The organism is Pseudomonas sp. TKO26, from assembly GCF_003225665.1.
GTDB lineage: Bacteria > Pseudomonadota > Gammaproteobacteria > Pseudomonadales > Pseudomonadaceae > Aquipseudomonas > Aquipseudomonas saponiphila.
Window position 1 is genome coordinate 1 of record NZ_QKLN01000009.1, and the last position, 16,344, is coordinate 16,344.

Genomic DNA, 16,344 nt, shown 5'->3' on the forward strand with positions numbered 1-16,344 from the left:
GGTGGCGGGTCCGGCGGCGGTGGCTTCAGCGGTGGCGGCGGCAGCTTTGGCGGCGGCGGTTCCTCCGGCGGCTGGTAACTCAAAATAAAAAGCGGAAATCCTACGACATGGCATTACTCAGTGAATACGAACAACGGCAAGTGGCCGAAGCCATTGCCCGGGTGGAGCAGCAGACCGACGCCGAACTGGTGACAGTGCTGGCCGCCCGGGCCGACGACTACGCCTACATCCCGCTGCTCTGGGCCAGCCTGCTGGCGCTGGTGGTGCCGGGGCTGGTGCACTACGCCACCGGCTGGCTGAACATGCACCTGTTGCTGCTGGCGCAATGGACAACCTTTATCGTGCTGTGCCTGGTGTTTCGCCTGCCGCGGATCACTACCCGACTGATCCCGCGCTCGGTACGCCACTGGCGGGCCTCCAACTTGGCCCGGCGCCAGTTCCTCGAACAGAACCTGCACCACACCGTGGGCGGCACCGGGGTGCTGATCTTTGTCAGCGAGGCTGAGCGCTACGTGGAAATCCTCGTGGACGAGGGCATTTCCAAGCGCCTGGATAACAAACAGTGGAGCGGCATCGTGCGCAACTTTACCCGGCAAGTCCGGCAGGGCCAGACCCTGCAGGGCTTCCTCGACTGCATTGAAGCCAGCGGCGAACTGCTCAAGGCCCATGTGCCCCTGACCCAGGTGCGCAACGAATTGCCCAACCGCCTGGTGGTGCTCAACTGAGCCGCCGTAGGAGCCGGCTTGCCGGCGAACAGGCCCTTGAGCCTTGTACCGCCCTCGAGCGACGTTTTTTTACCGTCGGGTGAATAACTTCGTGCCCCGACGGAGCTTGCTCCCTAAAATACCCGCCACTCCCTGATTCACACCCCGCATCGCCCGAGGCACCTGCCCCCCATGTCCGTTACCGCATCTTCCGCCCGCCCCACGCCGGATCATCACGCCCAGTTCCTGCAATTGCTCGACACCAGCCTCGCGCAGAACGCCTTTATCAAGCTGGTACTGGCCAAGCACGTGGGCCCGGAGGCAGAGCTGCAGCGCCTGATCATCAAGCAGCTGACGGTCAAGGAGCAGCCGTGCCTGTCCTTCGTCTATCGCTACAAGACCCGCGACATCACCAAGAACTTCTCTCTGGCCGAGGGCATGGCGAACATTGCCGGCTTGCTGCCGGCCTCGTTCAAGAACGCCCACTTGCTGACCCTGACCGATGAAGTGCAGCTCGAATACAGCAAGAAGGGCAAGAGCTCACTGTTCAAGGGCAAGTCGCAAACCCAGCGCGATGTGCCATCGGCCGAGCACAACCGGGAGAAGAACCGCTTCCTCGATCTCAGCCGGCCGTTTCTTGCCGACCTGGGGGTGACCAACAAGCAGCACGAGCTGATTCCGGCGATGTCGCGCAAATGGAAGCAAATCAACAAGTTCATCGAAGTCTTCAGCCATGCCCTGAGCAGTTCGCCAATCAAGCTCGACCAGCCGGTACGGGTGGCGGACTTCGGTTCCGGCAAGGGCTACCTGACCTTCGCCATCCACGACTACCTGCGCAACACCCTCAAGGCCGAGGGCGAAGTCACCGGCGTCGAATTGCGCGAGGACATGGTGAGCCTGTGCAACGCCGCCGCGCAGCGCCTGGAACACCCGGGCCTGGTGTTCAAGTGCGGTGATGTGCGCAGCGTGGCCCCCAGCCAGCTGGATGTGATGATCGCGCTGCATGCCTGCGACATCGCCACCGACTACGCGATCCACACCGGCATCCGCTCCGGCGCGGCGATCATCATGTGCTCGCCGTGCTGCCACAAGCAGATCCGCCAGCAGATCCAGAGCCCGGCGCTGCTCAAGCCGATGCTGCAGTACGGCCTGCACCTGGGGCAGCAGGCAGAAATGGTCACCGACAGCCTGCGAGCGCTGTTCCTCGAAGCCTGTGGCTATGAAACCAAGGTCTTCGAATTCATCTCCCTGGAGCACACCAACAAGAACAAGATGATCCTGGCGGTCAAGCGCGACGAGCCGGTTGATCCGACGCTATTGCTGGCCAGGATCGAAGAGCTCAAGGCCTTCTACCAGATCAGCGAGCACTGCCTGGAAACCCTGCTCAAGGCAGACCAGCCGTTGTAAGCGACAAGCGACAAGCGACAAGCGACAAGCGACAAGCGGCCAGCCGCCAGCCGCAAGCGAGAAACCTGCAGCCAGCCACTTGCAGCTATCCACTTGCAGCTTGCCGCTGTAGTACCTGGCTATTACCCGGCCCGGTGGAATGGGGCTACCTTGAATAGTCCTTCTGCCCCTGTATTTCCCTGAAAGGAGTCCACTCCATGGCCGCGAAAAAGATCCTCATGCTGGTTGGCGATTACGTCGAAGACTACGAAGTGATGGTGCCGTTCCAGGCCCTGCTGATGGTCGGTCACCAGGTGCACGCGGTGTGCCCCGACAAGAGTGCCGGGCAGACCGTGCGCACGGCGATCCATGACTTCGAGGGTGACCAGACCTACAGCGAGAAACCAGGGCACCTGTTTGCCCTCAACTTCGACTTCGCCCAGGTCAGCTCCGCTGATTACGACGCGCTGCTGATCCCCGGCGGACGTGCTCCGGAATACCTGCGGCTGAACGCCAAGGTGCTGCAACTGGTCAAGGAATTCGACCAGGCCGGCAAGCCGATTGCCGCGGTGTGCCACGGCGCGCAACTGCTGGCGGCGGCGGGCATCCTCGAAGGCCGCGAATGCAGCGCCTACCCGGCCTGTGCCCCGGAAGTGCGGCTCGCCGGCGGCACCTACATCGATATCCCGGTGACGCAGGGCCACGTCCAGGGCAACCTGGCCACTGCTCCGGCCTGGCCGGCGCACCCTAGCTGGCTGGCCGGTTTCCTGGGCCTGCTGGGCACCCAGATCACCCTGTAAGCGAGGACCACGTCATGTGCGAGCTGTACGTCAAGGCCGACCCGATTCTCTACGAGTCCCGCTCTCGTTCGCTGCGCATCTGTGGCGTGGTCACCACCTTGCGCCTGGAAAACCAGTTCTGGGACATCCTCAGCGAGATCGCCGAAGCCGACGGCATGACCACCAACCAGCTGATCGCCAAGCTGTATGAAGAGGTCATGGACTACCGCGGCGAAGTGGTGAACTTCGCTTCCTTCCTGCGGGTCAGTTGCACCCGCTACCTGAGCCAGCGACGGGCCGTCACCGCCGACCTCAGCCTGGTGCGGCGCAACGCACTGTAGCCGCTGCCGCAGGCTGCGAACGGCCCGCAGGGACGCGGGGGTCCGAAGGCCGCCGGAGGTTTGGCGGGCGATCGCCAAGCAAGGTCCTGCGGACCTTTGCGCAGCCTCGCAGGCTCAGCAGCGGCTACAGGGCTCAGCTGATTTTGCTGAGGAAGCCCGGGAGTTCCGGTTCCGGGAGCACCGAGAGCACCTTGAGGCGTTGCAGCATGCGCTGGCCGGCGCGTTGCAGGTGTTCGCGAAGGTTCAGGGCGGCGGCGTCGAAGGCGCCGTGCAGCAACAGTTCGAGGATCAGTCGGTGTTCGGCAAGCATCGCCGGGTCGGCGCCGATGCCCAGCAGACGGTAGAAGATCCGGTTGATGATCATCGGGCTCTGGGCCTGGCGGATCAGCGCCGCCATCTTGCGGTTGTGCAAGCCGCTCAGGCAGTGCTGGTGCAGGTCTTCTTCCAGGCGCTCCAGCACCTGCAGGTCGCAATGCTCGGCCTGTTGTGCCTGGGTTACCCGTTCCAGCATCTGTTCCAGCCATTCACGGCCCAGGCCCTGCGCGCTCTGGCGCAGGGCTTCGGGTTCCAGGCAGGCGCGCAGTTCGTAGTCTTCGGTGACTTCGCGGGCGGTCAGCGGCCCGGCCAGCCATTGGGAGTAGGGCTCCTTTTCCACCAGGCCGCGGTCGCGCAGGCGCATCAGCGCTTCGCGGACCACCGCGCGGCTGACGCCGTAGTGCTCGGCGGCGGCCTGTTCGTCGAGGCGGAAGTGGCCGAAGGCGATGCAGGTGGAGAGGGCGCTGCCCAGTTCTTCGTAGATCCGTTCCCCCAGGGGCCGGGTGTCCACCAGTTCTTCGTCGCTGGCCAGTCCCAGGTGGGCATGGCTGAGGGGCAGGCGCAGCGGTTCGATTTCCAGACCCTGGGGGTTGATCAGGTAGCCGCGACCGTCAAAACGGCTGATCAAGCCTTCGCCATGCAGTAGGTCGAGGGCCTTGCGCACCGGCACCCGGCTGGTGCCGAACAGTTCCGCCAGCGGCGCTTCCAGCAACACCAGGCCCTGCAGGGCGGTGCCCTGGAGGATGGCGTCGCGCAATACCTGACGGATCATGGCGTAGCGCGATGCGGTGCGCGGGTCCTCTGCTGACACTGCTTTCATCGGTTCCTCTAGGGGCTGGGCGGCGATGGCCGGGGATTCTCTCACAGTTGCCGAGTGTCACTGAGTGCCACGTTTGGCTGCCCCGTCCTGGGGCCGTCAGGGCTGAGTTGTTACCTTTCTGCACCAAAATGTACTTTTTAATAAAAGATACATTATTTCATTGATGGAACCAGGCGCGAGGATTTTCTCCGTCGGTCGCCTCGTGGTCTGTGTCAGCAACCCACTCTGGCTCGATATTGCAGAGGGGTTTGCGAGTTTTCAGAGTCGCTGGAGCGGTGCGCGTGCTCCTGAGCTGGCACGGAATCTGCTCTGGATAAAATGTATATTTTAAAAATTAGTACATTTTTAGATTTGCGGAGTGAACCATGCACGCTGATTCGTTGAACGATGCCACGGCCATGGCCCGAGCCTTTGCCCAGGGCCGCACCGATCCGGTCCAGGTTCTGGAGCAGGCCCTGGCGTTGGCCGAGGCGACGCCCCATGTGTTCATTTCCCTGTGTCCGGCCCGGGCCCGGCGCGAGGCCGAGGCGGCTGCCGCCCGTTGGCGCGATGGCCAGCCGCTGAGCCTGCTCGATGGCGTGCCCCTGGCCTGGAAGGACCTGTTCGACCTCGCCGGCAGCATCACCTCCGCCGCCGCTCAGGTGCGTCGCGAGGCACCGCCGGCCAGCATCGATGCGCCCAGCGTGCGGCAGTTGTGCCGCGCCGGGCTGGTCAGCCTGGGCAAGACCAACCTCAGCGAATTCGCCTATTCCGGGCTCGGCCTGAACCCGCACTTCGGCACCCCGATCAACCCCCACAGCGATGCCCAGCCTCGGATTCCCGGTGGCTCCTCGGCAGGCTCCGCGGTGGCGGTGGCCGCGGCTATCGTGCCGATCGCCATGGGCACCGACACTGCCGGTTCGATCCGCATTCCCGCGGCCTTCAATGGCCTGGTGGGCTACCGCGCGACCTCCCGCCGCTATGACCGCGAGGGGGTATTTCCCCTGGCCGAAAGCCTCGACAGCCTCGGGCCGCTGACCCGCAGCGTGCGTGATGCTTGGCTGATCGACGGCTTGTTGCGCGGTGGCGATCCCCGGCAATTGCCGGCGCCCCGCAGCCTGGCCGGGCAACGCTTCTGGGTCGATTCGCAAGTGCTTGACGACAGTCGTACCCAGGCCGCGGTGCGGGCCAATCTGCGGGTGGTCATCGAAAGCCTGCAACAGGCCGGGGCGCTGGTGGAGCAACGGCCGCTGCACAGCCTGCAAGCCACCCTGCAACTGATTCAGGAGCACGGCTGGCTGGGCGCCGCCGAGGCCTTCGCCCTGCACCAGCCGTTGCTCGACAGCGAGTACGCCGAACAGCTCGATCCACGGGTACGCCGGCGCCTGGAAAGCGCCCGGCAGATGCCGGCCAGCCAACTGCTGCGGCTTTACCAGGCGCGGCGCCAGTTGCAGCAGCAAATGCACGACGAACTGGACGGCGCCGTGCTGATCACCCCCACCGTGGCCCATGTGGCGCCGCCCCTGGCGCCCCTGGAGCAGGACGACGAGCTGTTTGCCCGGACCAACCTGGCTACCCTGCGCCTGACCATGCCCGGCAGTTTTCTCGATATGCCCGGGGTGGCCCTGCCCAGCGGCCGTGATGCCCAGGGCCTGCCCACCGGGCTGTTGCTGAGCCTGCCCCAGGGCCATGACCGGCAGTTGCTGAACGCGGCCCTGGCGCTGGAGGCGCTGTTGCCGCGCTAAGCCCCGACGACTTTTTTCCAACAACAAGCAATCACTGGAGGCCGCTCATGGCTAAAGAAATTCTCTGTGCATTTGGTGTCGATGTGGACGCGGTGGCCGGCTGGCTCGGCTCTTACGGCGGCGAGGATTCGCCGGACGACATCTCCCGTGGGCTGTTCGCCGGGGAAGTCGGCGCGCCGCGCCTGCTCAAGCTGTTCGAGCGCTATGGCCTGCGCACGACATGGTTCATCCCCGGGCACTCCATGGAAACCTTTCCCGAGCAGATGAAGGCCGTGGCCGACGCCGGCCACGAGATCGGCGTGCACGGCTACAGCCACGAAAACCCCATCGCCATGACCCCGGAGCAGGAAGAGATCGTCCTCGACAAATCCATCGAGCTGATCACCCAGGTCACCGGCAAGCGCCCCACCGGCTACGTCGCGCCCTGGTGGGAATTCAGCAAGGTAACCAACGAGCTGCTGCTGAAAAAAGGCATCAAGTACGACCACAGCCTGATGCACAACGACTTTCATCCCTACTACGTGCGGGTCGGCGACAGCTGGACCAAGATCGACTACAGCCAGCACCCCGACACCTGGATGAAACCTCTGGTGCGCGGCCAGGAAACCGACCTGGTGGAGATCCCGGCCAACTGGTACCTGGACGACCTGCCGCCAATGATGTTCATCAAGAAAGCGCCCAACAGCCACGGCTTCGTCAACCCGCGGCACCTGGAAGAAATGTGGCGCGACCAGTTCGACTGGGTCTACCGCGAGCACGAACACGCGGTGTTCACCATGACCATCCACCCCGATGTCTCCGGCCGCCCGCAAGTGCTGTTGATGCTCGAACGCCTGATCGAACACATCCAGAGCCATGCCGGCGTGCGTTTCGTCACCTTCGACGAGATCGCCGACGACTTTATCCGCCGCCACCCGCGCAACCGCTGATCCCGGCCACTTCATCGAGGCGTAATTGATGTCTATCTATAACAAGCTCGACCTGACTGGCTGGAAACCCCAGCAACTGACCCCGGACCAGGTGCGCTTCGCCACCTGGATCGCCTTCTTCGCCTGGGTCTTCGCGGTGTATGACTTCATTCTGTTTGGCACCCTGCTGCCGGAGATCGGCCGGCACTTCGGCTGGGGCGAGGTCGAGCAGGCCGAGATCGCCACCTGGGTGGCGGTGGGCACCGCGGTGGTGGCCCTTGCCATCGGGCCGCTGGTGGACAAGCTGGGGCGGCGCATGGGCATCATTTTCACCGTCAGCGGCTCGGCCATCTGCTCGGCGCTGACCGCTATCGGCGGCGCCTGGGGCAAGTCGCCGCTGATTCTGATCCGCTCCCTGGGCGGCCTGGGTTACGCCGAGGAAACGGTGAACGCCACCTACCTTAGCGAGCTGTACGCGGCCTCCGATGATCCGAAGCTGGCCAAGCGCCGGGGCTTTATCTACAGCCTGGTACAGGGCGGCTGGCCGGTGGGGGCGCTGATCGCCGCCGGGCTGACCGCGGTGCTGCTGCCGATCATCGGCTGGCAGGGTTGTTTCATCTTTGCCGCAATCCCGGCCATCGTCATCGCGGTGATGGCGCGCAAGCTCAAGGAGAGCCCGCAGTTCCAGATCCATCAGCGCATCAGCCAACTGCGCAAAAGCGGTTCGGTCAGCGAGGCCCAGGCGGTGGCGCTGACTTACGGCGTGGACTACGACGAGCACAGCAAGGCCGGCCTGGCCGCGGCCTTTCGTGGCCCGGCGCGACGCGCGACCCTGGTGATCGGCGCGGCGATCCTGCTCAACTGGGCGGCGATCCAGGTGTTCAGTGTGCTGGGCACATCGGTGATCGTCAGCGTGCACCACATCTCCTTCGAGAACTCGCTGATCATCCTGGTGCTGTCCAACCTGGTGGGCTATTGCGGCTACCTGAGCCACGGCTGGATGGGCGACAAGATCGGCCGGCGCAATGTCATCGGCCTGGGCTGGATGCTCGGCGGCCTGTCGTTCGCCGGCATGCTCTACGGCCCGAGCAACCTGCCGATGGTGGTGGGCCTCTACAGCCTGGGCCTGTTCTTCCTGATCGGCCCGTATTCGGCGGCGCTGTTTTTCATCAGTGAGAGTTTTCCCACCAGCATCCGCGCCACCGGCGGCGCGATCATCCATGCCATGGGGCCGATTGGCGCGGTGGTGGCGGGTTTCGGCGCCACCCAGGTGCTGTCCGCCGGTGGCGACTGGCAGACCTCGGCCCTGTATTTCGGCGCGCTGCCTTGCTTTCTCTCCGGTGCGCTGATGTTCGCCGCGCGCCATGTGCGTCCTGAAACCGTTCAATAAGGAAAGTGATCCATGACTCAAAAAGTCGCCTTGATCACCGGTGCCGCCAGCGGCATCGGTCAGGCCCTGGCCGTGGCCTATGCGCGAGCCGGTGTGGCGGTGGTGGGCGGTTATTTCCCCGCCGACCCCCATGACCCGCAAGCCACCCGCGAGCTCGTGGCCGAGGCAGGCGGGCACTGCCTGATGCTGTCCCTGGACGTGACCGACAGCGCCTCGGTGGACGCCCTGGCCGAGCAGGCCGTGGCGCACTTTGGCCGCCTCGATTACGCCGTGGCCAATGCCGGCCTGCTGCGCCGTGCGCCGTTGCTGGAGATGACCGACCAAGCCTGGAACGCCATGCTCGATGTCGACCTGACCGGGGTCATGCGCACCTTCCGCGCGGCGGTCAAACACATGGAGGAGGGCGGTGCCCTGGTGGCGATTTCCTCGATTGCCGGCGGCGTCTATGGCTGGCAGGAGCACGCCCACTACGCCGCGGCCAAGGCCGGGGTGCCGGGGCTGTGCCGCTCGCTGGCGGTGGAACTGGCGGCCCGGGGCATTCGCTGCAACGCGGTGATCCCGGGGTTGATCGAGACCCCGCAGTCGCTGGACAGCCAGAACTCCCTGGGCCCGGAAGGCCTGGCCAAGGCGGCCCGGGCGATTCCCCTGGGCCGGGTCGGGCGGGCCGATGAAGTGGCGTCGCTGGTGCGCTTTCTCACCAGCGACGAATCCAGCTACCTGACCGGGCAGAGCATCGTCATCGATGGCGGCCTGACGGTGCGCTGGCCGGACTGAGCTGCGGTTGCGACCTGTAGCTGCCGCCGAGGCTGCTCATCGCTCTACCGCCAAACCTTTAACGTCCGCAAATCAGCCGCGCCCCTTCGGGGGCGTCCAGGGGCTGAGCTTTTTCAGGAGTGCTGCACATGCAACACCTGCACAACCGCCGCGCCGGGACCACGGGTGCCGGCAGCGCCATCGGCGCCGCTATCGCTCGGGCCTATGCCGTCGCTGGCGCTCGCCTGCTGCTGGCCGACCGCGACCCCGCGCGCCTGGCCGAGAGCGCCCAAGCCTGCCGCGAACTGGGTGCCGAAGTCGTCGAATGCCTGGCCGATGTCGGCAGCGTCGAAGGCGCCCAGGCCGGGGTCGATGCCTGCGTCGAGCATTTCGGCGGCATCGATATCCTGGTGAACAACGCCGGCATGCTGACCCAGGCCCGTTGCGTCGACCTCTCCATCGAGATGTGGAACGACATGTTGCGGGTCGATCTGACCAGCGTTTTCGTCGCCAGCCAGCGGGCCCTGCCCCACATGCTGGCGCAGCGTTGGGGGCGGATCATCAACGTCGCCTCGCAACTGGGGATCAAGGGCGGCGCCGAGCTGACCCACTACGCCGCGGCCAAGGCCGGGGTCATCGGTTTCACCAAGTCCCTGGCCCTGGAAGTGGCTAAGAACAACGTACTGGTCAACGCCATTGCCCCGGGGCCGATCGAGACGCCGCTGGTGGCCGGCATCAGCAGTGCCTGGAAAACCGCCAAGGCCGCCGAATTGCCCCTCGGGCGTTTCGGCCTCGCCGATGAGGTGGCGCCCACCGCGGTGCTGCTGGCCAGCGAGCCGGGGGGCAACCTGTTCGTCGGCCAGACCCTGGGCCCGAACTCCGGGGATGTCATGCCATGAAGGAGGACTGAGCATGTGCGGCTTATGCGGGCTGCTGGGCGAAGACGTGCACTGGAGCGATCCGCTGGGGGATCAACTGCCCCGGCGTCGCGAACGCTTGCGCAGAATCGCCGCGATCAATCGGGTACTGGCGCCGTTGCGGCTCAAGGTCGAAGACTTCCAGGGCTCGGCCTACTTGCTGCTCGGCGCCACTGGCCGCCAGGAGCTGGCCAGCGGCCTGGAGCAGCTGTGGAGCCTGGCCGAATCCTTGCTCGGCCGGCCCCTCGATCCTCTCGACCCCGTGCTTCTCAAACACCTGGAGCAACAGCCATGAGCATGCCGCTGAACGTCATCACCGGGTTTCTCGGCAGTGGCAAGACCACCTTGCTCAACCGCCTGTTGCAGGACCAGAGCCTGGGCGACACGGCGTTGCTGATCAACGAGTTCGGCGATATCGGCATCGATCATTTGCTGGTGCAGGAGGTGGCGCCGGACACCGTGCTGCTGCCCAGCGGTTGTGTCTGCTGTTCGGTTCGCGGCGAGTTGAAAGAGGCGCTGCTGGCGCTCCTGGCGCGGCGCAGCCGGGGCGAGGTCCTGGCCTTTCGCCGGGTGCTGCTGGAAACCACCGGGCTGGCCGACCCGGCACCGATCCTGGCCACGGTGAACAACGATCCGCAATTGCGCGGGCGGGTGCACATCGGCCTGCTGGTGACCCTGGTGGATGCCAGCCACGCGGCGTTGCAGGAGCGCCTGCACCCGGAGTGGCTGGCCCAGGTGGCGGCCGCGGATCGCTTGCTGCTGAGCAAGACCGATTGTGTCGACGAGACGACCCAGGCGGTGTTGCGCGAGCATTTGCAGCGGCTCAATCCCGGGGCGCCGCTGTTGTTGACCCAGCAGATCCAGGGCGGTGACCAGCTGTTGCTCGGTGAAGGCCTGCGCGGTGCGACGGCCGAGCGGGAAGTGGCGCGCTGGCAGTTGCAGCGGCCACTCAAAGCGGCTGCGCCACAGCATGGCGCGGCGCGAGTGTGCAGCCTGGAGTTCGAGCAAGCGCTGGATTGGGTGGGCTTCGGGGTCTGGTTGTCGATGCTGCTAAGATGCCACGGCGAACGAATTCTGCGGGTGAAAGGATTGCTCAACATCAACGCCAGCCAGGCCCCCATCGTCATTCATGGCGTGCAGCATTGCCTGCACGCTCCCGTGCATCTGCCGCGCTGGCCCAGTGCCGATCATCGCTCGCGGCTGGTGTTTATCCTGCGCGGGCTGGAGCCTGAGCAACTGCGTCGTTCTTTCGAGGTGTTTGCCCGCAGTTTCGCTCCGCTCGCCGGGGAGAGTGCCTGATGGCGGCGACGCAACCGGTCACCCTGCGGGTACTGGGCACCTCGGTGACCCTGCTCGAATCCCTGCGGCGGCGCGCCGAGCAGGACCTGGGCATTCGCCTGGTGTATCAGGTGCACGATGTGGAACAGGCCCAGCGCATCGCGGTGATGCAGCCGGACAGCTACGACCTCTATGACCAGTGGTTTCACAACGTCGATTTCGTCTGGCCGGCCCAGGCGATTCAGCCCATCGATACCCGGCGCATTGCCCTGTGGCACGAGATCAACGACCTGCCCAAGCGCGGACGTTTGTCGCCCAGCGATCGCCTGGGCAGTGGCAGCGTGCCCAGCGAACGGCTCTATGTGCAGCACGACGGCAGCCTGGGCAGCACGGTCAGCGAGCGCATCAGCATGCTGCCGCTGACCCACAACGCCGACAGTTTCGCCTATCGACCGGAGCGCCTGCCGGCGGGGTTTTCCAGCGCCAACGAGAGCTGGGGCTGGTTGCTGGAACCGGCCTGGAGCGGGCGCATCGCCTTGCAGAGTGACGCCGCGATCGGCGCTCTGGACGCAGCCCTGGCGGTGCAGGGCTGTGGCCTGGAGTCGTTCAAGGACATCGGCAACCTGAGCATCGAGGAGATCGACCGGCTGGCGCAGATCCTGGTGCGCAAGCAGCGCGAAGGGCATTTCGCGGCGTTCTGGTCGGATGACGAAGAAGCTGCGCAACTGATGCTCAGCCCGCGCATCGATATCCAGAGCCTGTGGTCGCCGACCCTGATGCGCTTGCACCGCGCCGGGGTCAAATACCGTCTGGCGGTGCCGCGCGAGGGCTACCGCGCCTGGTTCGGCGGCCTGTCGTTGTCGCGCCATGCCCAGGGTGCGGTGCTGGACGCGGCCTACGCCTATCTCAATTGGTGGCTGTCGGGCTGGCCCGGAGCAGTGATGGCGCGCCAGGGCTACTACATCGGCAACCCGGCGCGTACCCGCGATCACCTGAGCAGCGCCGAATGGGATTACTGGTACGCCGGCAAGCCAGCCCGGGAAGAGTTGCCGGGCAGTGATGGCGCGCCGCTGATCGATATCGGCGAGACTCGCGACGGCGGTTCCTACCCGCAGCGCATGGGGCACATCGCCGTGTGGAACTCGGTGATGGACGAGCACAACTACCTGGTGCGCCGTTGGGGCGACTTCCTGCGGGCGGGCCGTGCGGCGGGCCGCGGCAAAGGCTGAGGGCTAGAGCCCCAGGCGTGCCAGCTGGCGCAGCTCGGCGATCACCGCCGGGTTGCCGCCTTCGAGCACATCCAGGCGCATCTGCGCGATCAGCGATTTGAGCAGTTCGGTCTGGGTCATGCGGGTGGCTTGCAGCAGGCGCGCAAGATCCTCGGCCACATAGTGGTTGACCTTCAACGACAGGCGTTTCATCGCCTGCACGGCAGGCAACTGGCGGGCCTCGGCCTGTTCGGCCAGGTACGCGGCGAAGCCCTCGTGCACCTGCTCCAGGGAAGACGCCGGGGGGGCGCTGAAGTAGTAGCCGAAGAACAGTTTGCGCAGTTGCACTCCGGCATCCGGGGCCACGCAGTGCATCGTCGCATCCAGCACATCGAGGTAGACCGCCGGCAGCCGTGCCTCGATGGAGGTCAATGACTGCTTGCGGGTTTCCTTGATCGCGGGCGTCGACTGGGGCGGGATGGCCACGGTGGTGGCGCATTGGTCGCAGACTCCCACCAGGATGTCCCGGGCCAGGCCGTTGCCGTCGCTGAAGGGGACGTCACGCCGCAGGTAGGTGATGCCGACGATCTGTTGGCAATGCTCACAGAGCGCCTTGCCCCGGTCGCCTTGCAGAAAGAGTTTCATGGGTTGCCCCTCATCGGTGAACGCTGATGAACCACACATCGGGCTCGATAAAGTAGAACTTGATGTACCAGCCGGCCTTTTTCAGCACGTGGACCGCGATGCCCGGGACGCTGTGGTGGGCGCTGCAACTGTGGTCCTGGCCCTTGCAGGCGCCTATGACTTCGATCAGGTGGCCAGCCGAGACCTCGCCGGTGGCCAGCAGGTTCTTGACCTCGATCGAGCCGCGCGCGGCATGCAGATAGTTGCCGTCCTGTAGTGCATTGATCAGGTCCCGCCTGACCTTTCTGAAGCCTCTGTCCATGATGCTTCCTCGTTTGTACGATAGCCGTCGTACAAAATCAATAAGGCGTTGACTGAAAGCGCCCAAAGGCCTTTCAGCGGTTTTCAGGGGGGGGCGTCGATCTTAGCCCGGCAGGTGCGGGCAGGAGGGTTTGGCTAAAGGCTTGCAATACATCGGTGATGGCCAACGGCTGGCCTGCTGCGGTGCGTCCGATGCACCGCAGCCAGGTGCCGTCAGAAGAAGCGGGTCACGCTGATCTTGGCATTGCGTCCGACACTGTAGGCGTTGTCGCCGCTGAGGGCCGGGCGGTAGTCGCGGTTGAACATGTTATCCAGGGTGAAGTTGACTTCGGTGCCTTTGAGGTAGGCCTGCTGGGGCTTCCAGTTGGCGAACAGGCCCTGCACGTTGTAGCGATCATTGCCGTACTGGTCCCAGTAGGAGTCACCCAGGCTGCTGGCCGGGCCACTGGGGTATTTGTCGCTGGGCAGGCGGTCGGTCTGGCGCACCCACTGGCCCTGCCAGCCGACCTGGGCATCCCACTGGGGAATCTTCAGCCCCAGGGTCGCCACCCATTTGCGCGGCGGAATGTCCCGGGCCCAGACGTCCGGCCCCCAGGGGTTGGTGTAGGCACCCTGGTGCTTGCCGGTGATCCACGAGTAGGACAGGGCGCCAAACAGGTAGTTGGAGTCGTAGTAGCTTTCGACTTCGAAGCCCTTGATGGTCAGGTCGCCGATGTTGCGATACACCGACATCGGCGACTCCTTGCACACCTGGGCGATGCTCTTGCCGGTGCTCAATTGCTCCGCGCAGCCGATCCCGGTGGCCTTGAGGATCTCGTCGCTGATCTTGTTCTGGAACACCGTGGTGCGGATCTGCAGGTTGTCGTTGTCGGCCAGCACCTTGGAGAAGTTGTGGAGGGTTCCCGCGCGCAACGCGGTGATGCGCTCCGGATCCAGGTTGCGGCTGGTGGCCGAGCGTGTGCTGCCGGGGGCCTGTACTTCGTACTGTTCGTCGATCACCGGCGCGCGCCAGGTCTTGCTGTAGTCGGCGAACAGCGCCAGGTTCGGATTGAGGTTCCAGAACGCCGACAGCCGTGGCGACCAGCCGGTGTAGGTCTTGTCGCCGTAGTCATGGCCGTCCTTGGGGCTGGTGCTGTTGTACAGCGGGGCGTCGTTTTCCTGGCCACGGTTGCGCACATGGTCATAGCGCAGCGACGGGGTCAGGGTAAAGTCCCCCAGGGTCACCGCGTCCTGGATGTAGAAGGCGTTGTTGTCGACCTTGCCATGGGGCATGAAGCCCGGCTGGTAGTGGCCATAGTTGTACTTGGGCACTTCATAGGTCTTGCCCGGCATCCACATGTCGACCTCGCGGGTGTGCTTGCGGATCTGCGTGCCGAGGGTCAAGGCATGGTCCAGGGGACCGCTGCTGAAGCGGCTGATGTTGGTCACTTCGAGGATCCTGTCCTCGTAGCCCACGGTGATCTTGCGACCGCCGGTGACCGGTTGATAGAAGGCGGTCGGGCCGCGCTCGTCGGTCTGATCGGTCGTGGAGTTGGAGTACTGGACCTTGAGGTCGATCCAGGGGTTGTCCAGCGGCTGGTACTCGTACTTGGTCAGCCAGGTGGTGTCGATGGTGTTGCGCTGGGCCAGGTAGCGCTTGGTGGCACCTTCATAGCCGTACTTGGCGATGTTGGCCTTGCTGGGGGGCGCCGGGTAGCTCTTGGCCGAGAAGGGCGCCCAGATGTCGCTGTCGGAGCGCATGTAGCTCAGGCCCAGGCGCTGCTCATCGGTCAGTTGCATGTTGAACTTGAACAGCTCGCCTTCCAGGTCCTGGGCGGTGTTGGGCTGGCGCTTGGGGTTGATCAGGTACTCATTGCGCGGGTCGGGAACGGAGCTGGCCAGCTTCATGTCGTCGCCGTCGCGCTTGGTCCAGTAGGCCAGGGCGTCGAAACGATGATCGTCGGATCGGCCATACACCGCCGAGGTGTAGGCCTGTTGATGGTCGTTGCTGCTGTAGCCGTACTTGACCATGGCGCCGGTGTTGCGCCCGTCCTGCAACAGGTCCGGGGCATCCTTGGTTTCGGTATGCACGGTGCCGCCGAAACCGCCGTTGCCGGTCTTGGGCGAGTGCGGGCCCTTTTCCACTTCCACCCGCCGGATCAGCTCCGGCTCGATGAAAATCACCCCCTGCTGGTAGCGCTCGAAGCCGCTCTTGGTGGCGCCGTCGACGGTGATCGGCACGTCCTCGGCGTCCCCCAGGCCCCAGATGTTGATGGTCTGGCCACCGGGTTTCAGCGAGCCGCCGAGGCTGACGCCGGGCAGGGTGTCGATCAGGCTGGCGACGTTGTTGGACTGGTGGCGGTCGATTTCCGCCTGGTTCAGGGTCGACCGGCCGACACTGGCGGCGTCGACCTCGGTGCCGGTGCCGATCACGCTCATGGCCCCCAGTTGCAAGGCCGAGCCGCTGCCGACGCTGGTTTCGGCGGGGCGCACGACGTAGGTGTTGTCGACCTTCAGCAGATTGAACGGGCCACCCTGGAGCAGGCTGCGGATTGCTTCTTCGGGGCTGAAATCCCCTTGCAGGGCCGGTGCCTTGGCGTTGCGCAGCAATTGCTCATCGAACAGCAGCTGGATCTTCGCCTGCTGGGCGACCTGGCTCAGGGACGCGGCCAGGGGCTGCGCCGGCAACTGGAAATGCAGCGGCCCGGCCTGGACCTGCAGGCTGAAGGCCAGGCAGGCGGCGAGCAGGGTTGGGCGGGTACGGACTAACGGAACAGGCAAGAACGCGCGAAACATGACTTCCCCCAGTGCGGCTTAAAGGCCAGAAAGACGCTGCGTACAGAGCGCAGACAGGAGGAAGACGCGGTAGTGAAAAAATACCTCATATGCGAATGCAA

At 65.0% G+C, this 16,344-nt stretch carries 16 protein-coding genes; 12 read left to right on the plus strand and 4 right to left on the minus strand.

All coding sequences use genetic code 11. The annotated features are described in order from the left end of the window. Positions 1-107 precede the first annotated feature (107 nt). The 4 genes from DNK59_RS14860 (at position 108) to DNK59_RS14875 (ending at position 3,210) form a co-directional block, all read left to right on the plus strand. Complete coding sequence (locus tag DNK59_RS14860) at positions 108-725, plus strand: TPM domain-containing protein (RefSeq protein WP_092320268.1); 618 nt, start codon at positions 108-110, stop codon at positions 723-725. A 171-nt stretch (positions 726-896) separates the two neighbouring features. Further along, positions 897-2,111 carry an SAM-dependent methyltransferase gene (locus DNK59_RS14865; protein WP_110723668.1) on the plus strand — a complete coding sequence of 405 codons (1,215 nt, stop codon included), beginning with the start codon at positions 897-899 and terminating at the stop codon, positions 2,109-2,111. A gap of 197 nt (positions 2,112-2,308) precedes the next feature. Continuing rightward, positions 2,309-2,890, plus strand: coding sequence for a DJ-1/PfpI family protein (locus DNK59_RS14870; protein WP_110723669.1), 582 nt, complete (start codon positions 2,309-2,311; stop codon positions 2,888-2,890). A gap of 14 nt (positions 2,891-2,904) precedes the next feature. Next, positions 2,905-3,210, plus strand: a complete 306-nt coding sequence (locus tag DNK59_RS14875; protein ID WP_110723670.1) for a ribbon-helix-helix domain-containing protein — start codon at positions 2,905-2,907, stop codon at positions 3,208-3,210. 133 nt (positions 3,211-3,343) lie between these two features. Here DNK59_RS14875 and DNK59_RS14880 read toward each other — a convergent pair whose 3' ends face one another. Next, positions 3,344-4,345: a GntR family transcriptional regulator gene (locus DNK59_RS14880; protein WP_110723671.1), complete on the minus strand. Its 1,002-nt coding sequence runs from the start codon at positions 4,343-4,345 to the stop codon at positions 3,344-3,346. 365 nt (positions 4,346-4,710) lie between these two features. Between DNK59_RS14880 and DNK59_RS14885 the strand changes: the two genes are divergently transcribed. The 8 genes from DNK59_RS14885 (at position 4,711) to DNK59_RS14920 (ending at position 12,544) form a co-directional block, all read left to right on the plus strand. Next, a complete protein-coding gene (locus DNK59_RS14885) occupies positions 4,711-6,069 on the plus strand; it encodes an amidase (protein ID WP_110723672.1) in 1,359 nt (452 codons plus the stop codon). Positions 6,070-6,116: 47 nt separating this feature from the next. Continuing rightward, complete coding sequence (locus DNK59_RS14890; protein WP_110723673.1) at positions 6,117-6,998, plus strand: polysaccharide deacetylase; 882 nt, start codon at positions 6,117-6,119, stop codon at positions 6,996-6,998. Positions 6,999-7,026: 28 nt separating this feature from the next. After that, positions 7,027-8,367 (plus strand): MFS transporter, encoded by a 1,341-nt coding sequence (locus DNK59_RS14895; protein ID WP_060837915.1) that lies wholly within the window; start codon positions 7,027-7,029, stop codon positions 8,365-8,367. A 12-nt stretch (positions 8,368-8,379) separates the two neighbouring features. Further along, entirely contained in the window at positions 8,380-9,141 is a 762-nt protein-coding gene (locus tag DNK59_RS14900) for an SDR family NAD(P)-dependent oxidoreductase (protein WP_110723674.1), read from the plus strand. 128 nt (positions 9,142-9,269) lie between these two features. Further along, positions 9,270-10,019, plus strand: a complete 750-nt coding sequence (locus DNK59_RS14905; RefSeq protein ID WP_110723675.1) for an SDR family NAD(P)-dependent oxidoreductase — start codon at positions 9,270-9,272, stop codon at positions 10,017-10,019. 13 nt (positions 10,020-10,032) lie between these two features. After that, positions 10,033-10,332, plus strand: a complete 300-nt coding sequence (locus DNK59_RS14910; RefSeq protein WP_110723676.1) for a hypothetical protein — start codon at positions 10,033-10,035, stop codon at positions 10,330-10,332. Next, positions 10,329-11,336 carry a GTP-binding protein gene (locus DNK59_RS14915; RefSeq protein WP_110723677.1) on the plus strand — a complete coding sequence of 336 codons (1,008 nt, stop codon included), beginning with the start codon at positions 10,329-10,331 and terminating at the stop codon, positions 11,334-11,336. Before DNK59_RS14910 ends, DNK59_RS14915 begins: the two co-directional genes overlap by 4 nt. After that, positions 11,336-12,544, plus strand: a complete 1,209-nt coding sequence (locus DNK59_RS14920) for a PotD/PotF family extracellular solute-binding protein (RefSeq protein WP_110723678.1) — start codon at positions 11,336-11,338, stop codon at positions 12,542-12,544. The genes DNK59_RS14915 and DNK59_RS14920 overlap by 1 nt, the downstream gene beginning before the upstream one ends. Positions 12,545-12,547: 3 nt before the next feature. On the opposite strand, the gene DNK59_RS14925 is transcribed toward DNK59_RS14920, so the two are convergent. The 3 genes from DNK59_RS14925 to DNK59_RS14935 all read right to left on the minus strand — a co-directional run bounded on the left by DNK59_RS14925 (position 12,548) and on the right by DNK59_RS14935 (position 16,243). Then, positions 12,548-13,168: a hypothetical protein gene (locus tag DNK59_RS14925; RefSeq protein ID WP_110723679.1), complete on the minus strand. Its 621-nt coding sequence runs from the start codon at positions 13,166-13,168 to the stop codon at positions 12,548-12,550. A 10-nt stretch (positions 13,169-13,178) separates the two neighbouring features. Continuing rightward, positions 13,179-13,469, minus strand: a complete 291-nt coding sequence (locus tag DNK59_RS14930; protein ID WP_256596378.1) for a hypothetical protein — start codon at positions 13,467-13,469, stop codon at positions 13,179-13,181. A gap of 212 nt (positions 13,470-13,681) precedes the next feature. Continuing rightward, on the minus strand, positions 13,682-16,243 hold the full coding sequence (locus DNK59_RS14935; protein WP_092320275.1) for a TonB-dependent receptor: 2,562 nt from the start codon (positions 16,241-16,243) through the stop codon (positions 13,682-13,684). Between the last annotated feature and the right edge of the window lie 101 nt (positions 16,244-16,344).

Bases quoted from the DNA above. Each gene is read 5' to 3' on its own strand.
- DNK59_RS14860 (WP_092320268.1), top strand. From the start codon at position 108: ATGGCATTACTCAGTGAATACGAACAACGGCAAGTGGCCGAAGCCATT.
- DNK59_RS14865 (WP_110723668.1), top strand. From the start codon at position 897: ATGTCCGTTACCGCATCTTCCGCCCGCCCCACGCCGGATCATCACGCC.
- DNK59_RS14870 (WP_110723669.1), top strand. From the start codon at position 2,309: ATGGCCGCGAAAAAGATCCTCATGCTGGTTGGCGATTACGTCGAAGAC.
- DNK59_RS14875 (WP_110723670.1), top strand. From the start codon at position 2,905: ATGTGCGAGCTGTACGTCAAGGCCGACCCGATTCTCTACGAGTCCCGC.
- DNK59_RS14880 (WP_110723671.1), bottom strand. From the start codon at position 4,345: ATGAAAGCAGTGTCAGCAGAGGACCCGCGCACCGCATCGCGCTACGCC.
- DNK59_RS14885 (WP_110723672.1), top strand. From the start codon at position 4,711: ATGCACGCTGATTCGTTGAACGATGCCACGGCCATGGCCCGAGCCTTT.
- DNK59_RS14890 (WP_110723673.1), top strand. From the start codon at position 6,117: ATGGCTAAAGAAATTCTCTGTGCATTTGGTGTCGATGTGGACGCGGTG.
- DNK59_RS14895 (WP_060837915.1), top strand. From the start codon at position 7,027: ATGTCTATCTATAACAAGCTCGACCTGACTGGCTGGAAACCCCAGCAA.
- DNK59_RS14900 (WP_110723674.1), top strand. From the start codon at position 8,380: ATGACTCAAAAAGTCGCCTTGATCACCGGTGCCGCCAGCGGCATCGGT.
- DNK59_RS14905 (WP_110723675.1), top strand. From the start codon at position 9,270: ATGCAACACCTGCACAACCGCCGCGCCGGGACCACGGGTGCCGGCAGC.
- DNK59_RS14910 (WP_110723676.1), top strand. From the start codon at position 10,033: ATGTGCGGCTTATGCGGGCTGCTGGGCGAAGACGTGCACTGGAGCGAT.
- DNK59_RS14915 (WP_110723677.1), top strand. From the start codon at position 10,329: ATGAGCATGCCGCTGAACGTCATCACCGGGTTTCTCGGCAGTGGCAAG.
- DNK59_RS14920 (WP_110723678.1), top strand. From the start codon at position 11,336: ATGGCGGCGACGCAACCGGTCACCCTGCGGGTACTGGGCACCTCGGTG.
- DNK59_RS14925 (WP_110723679.1), bottom strand. From the start codon at position 13,168: ATGAAACTCTTTCTGCAAGGCGACCGGGGCAAGGCGCTCTGTGAGCAT.
- DNK59_RS14930 (WP_256596378.1), bottom strand. From the start codon at position 13,469: ATGGACAGAGGCTTCAGAAAGGTCAGGCGGGACCTGATCAATGCACTA.
- DNK59_RS14935 (WP_092320275.1), bottom strand. From the start codon at position 16,243: ATGTTTCGCGCGTTCTTGCCTGTTCCGTTAGTCCGTACCCGCCCAACC.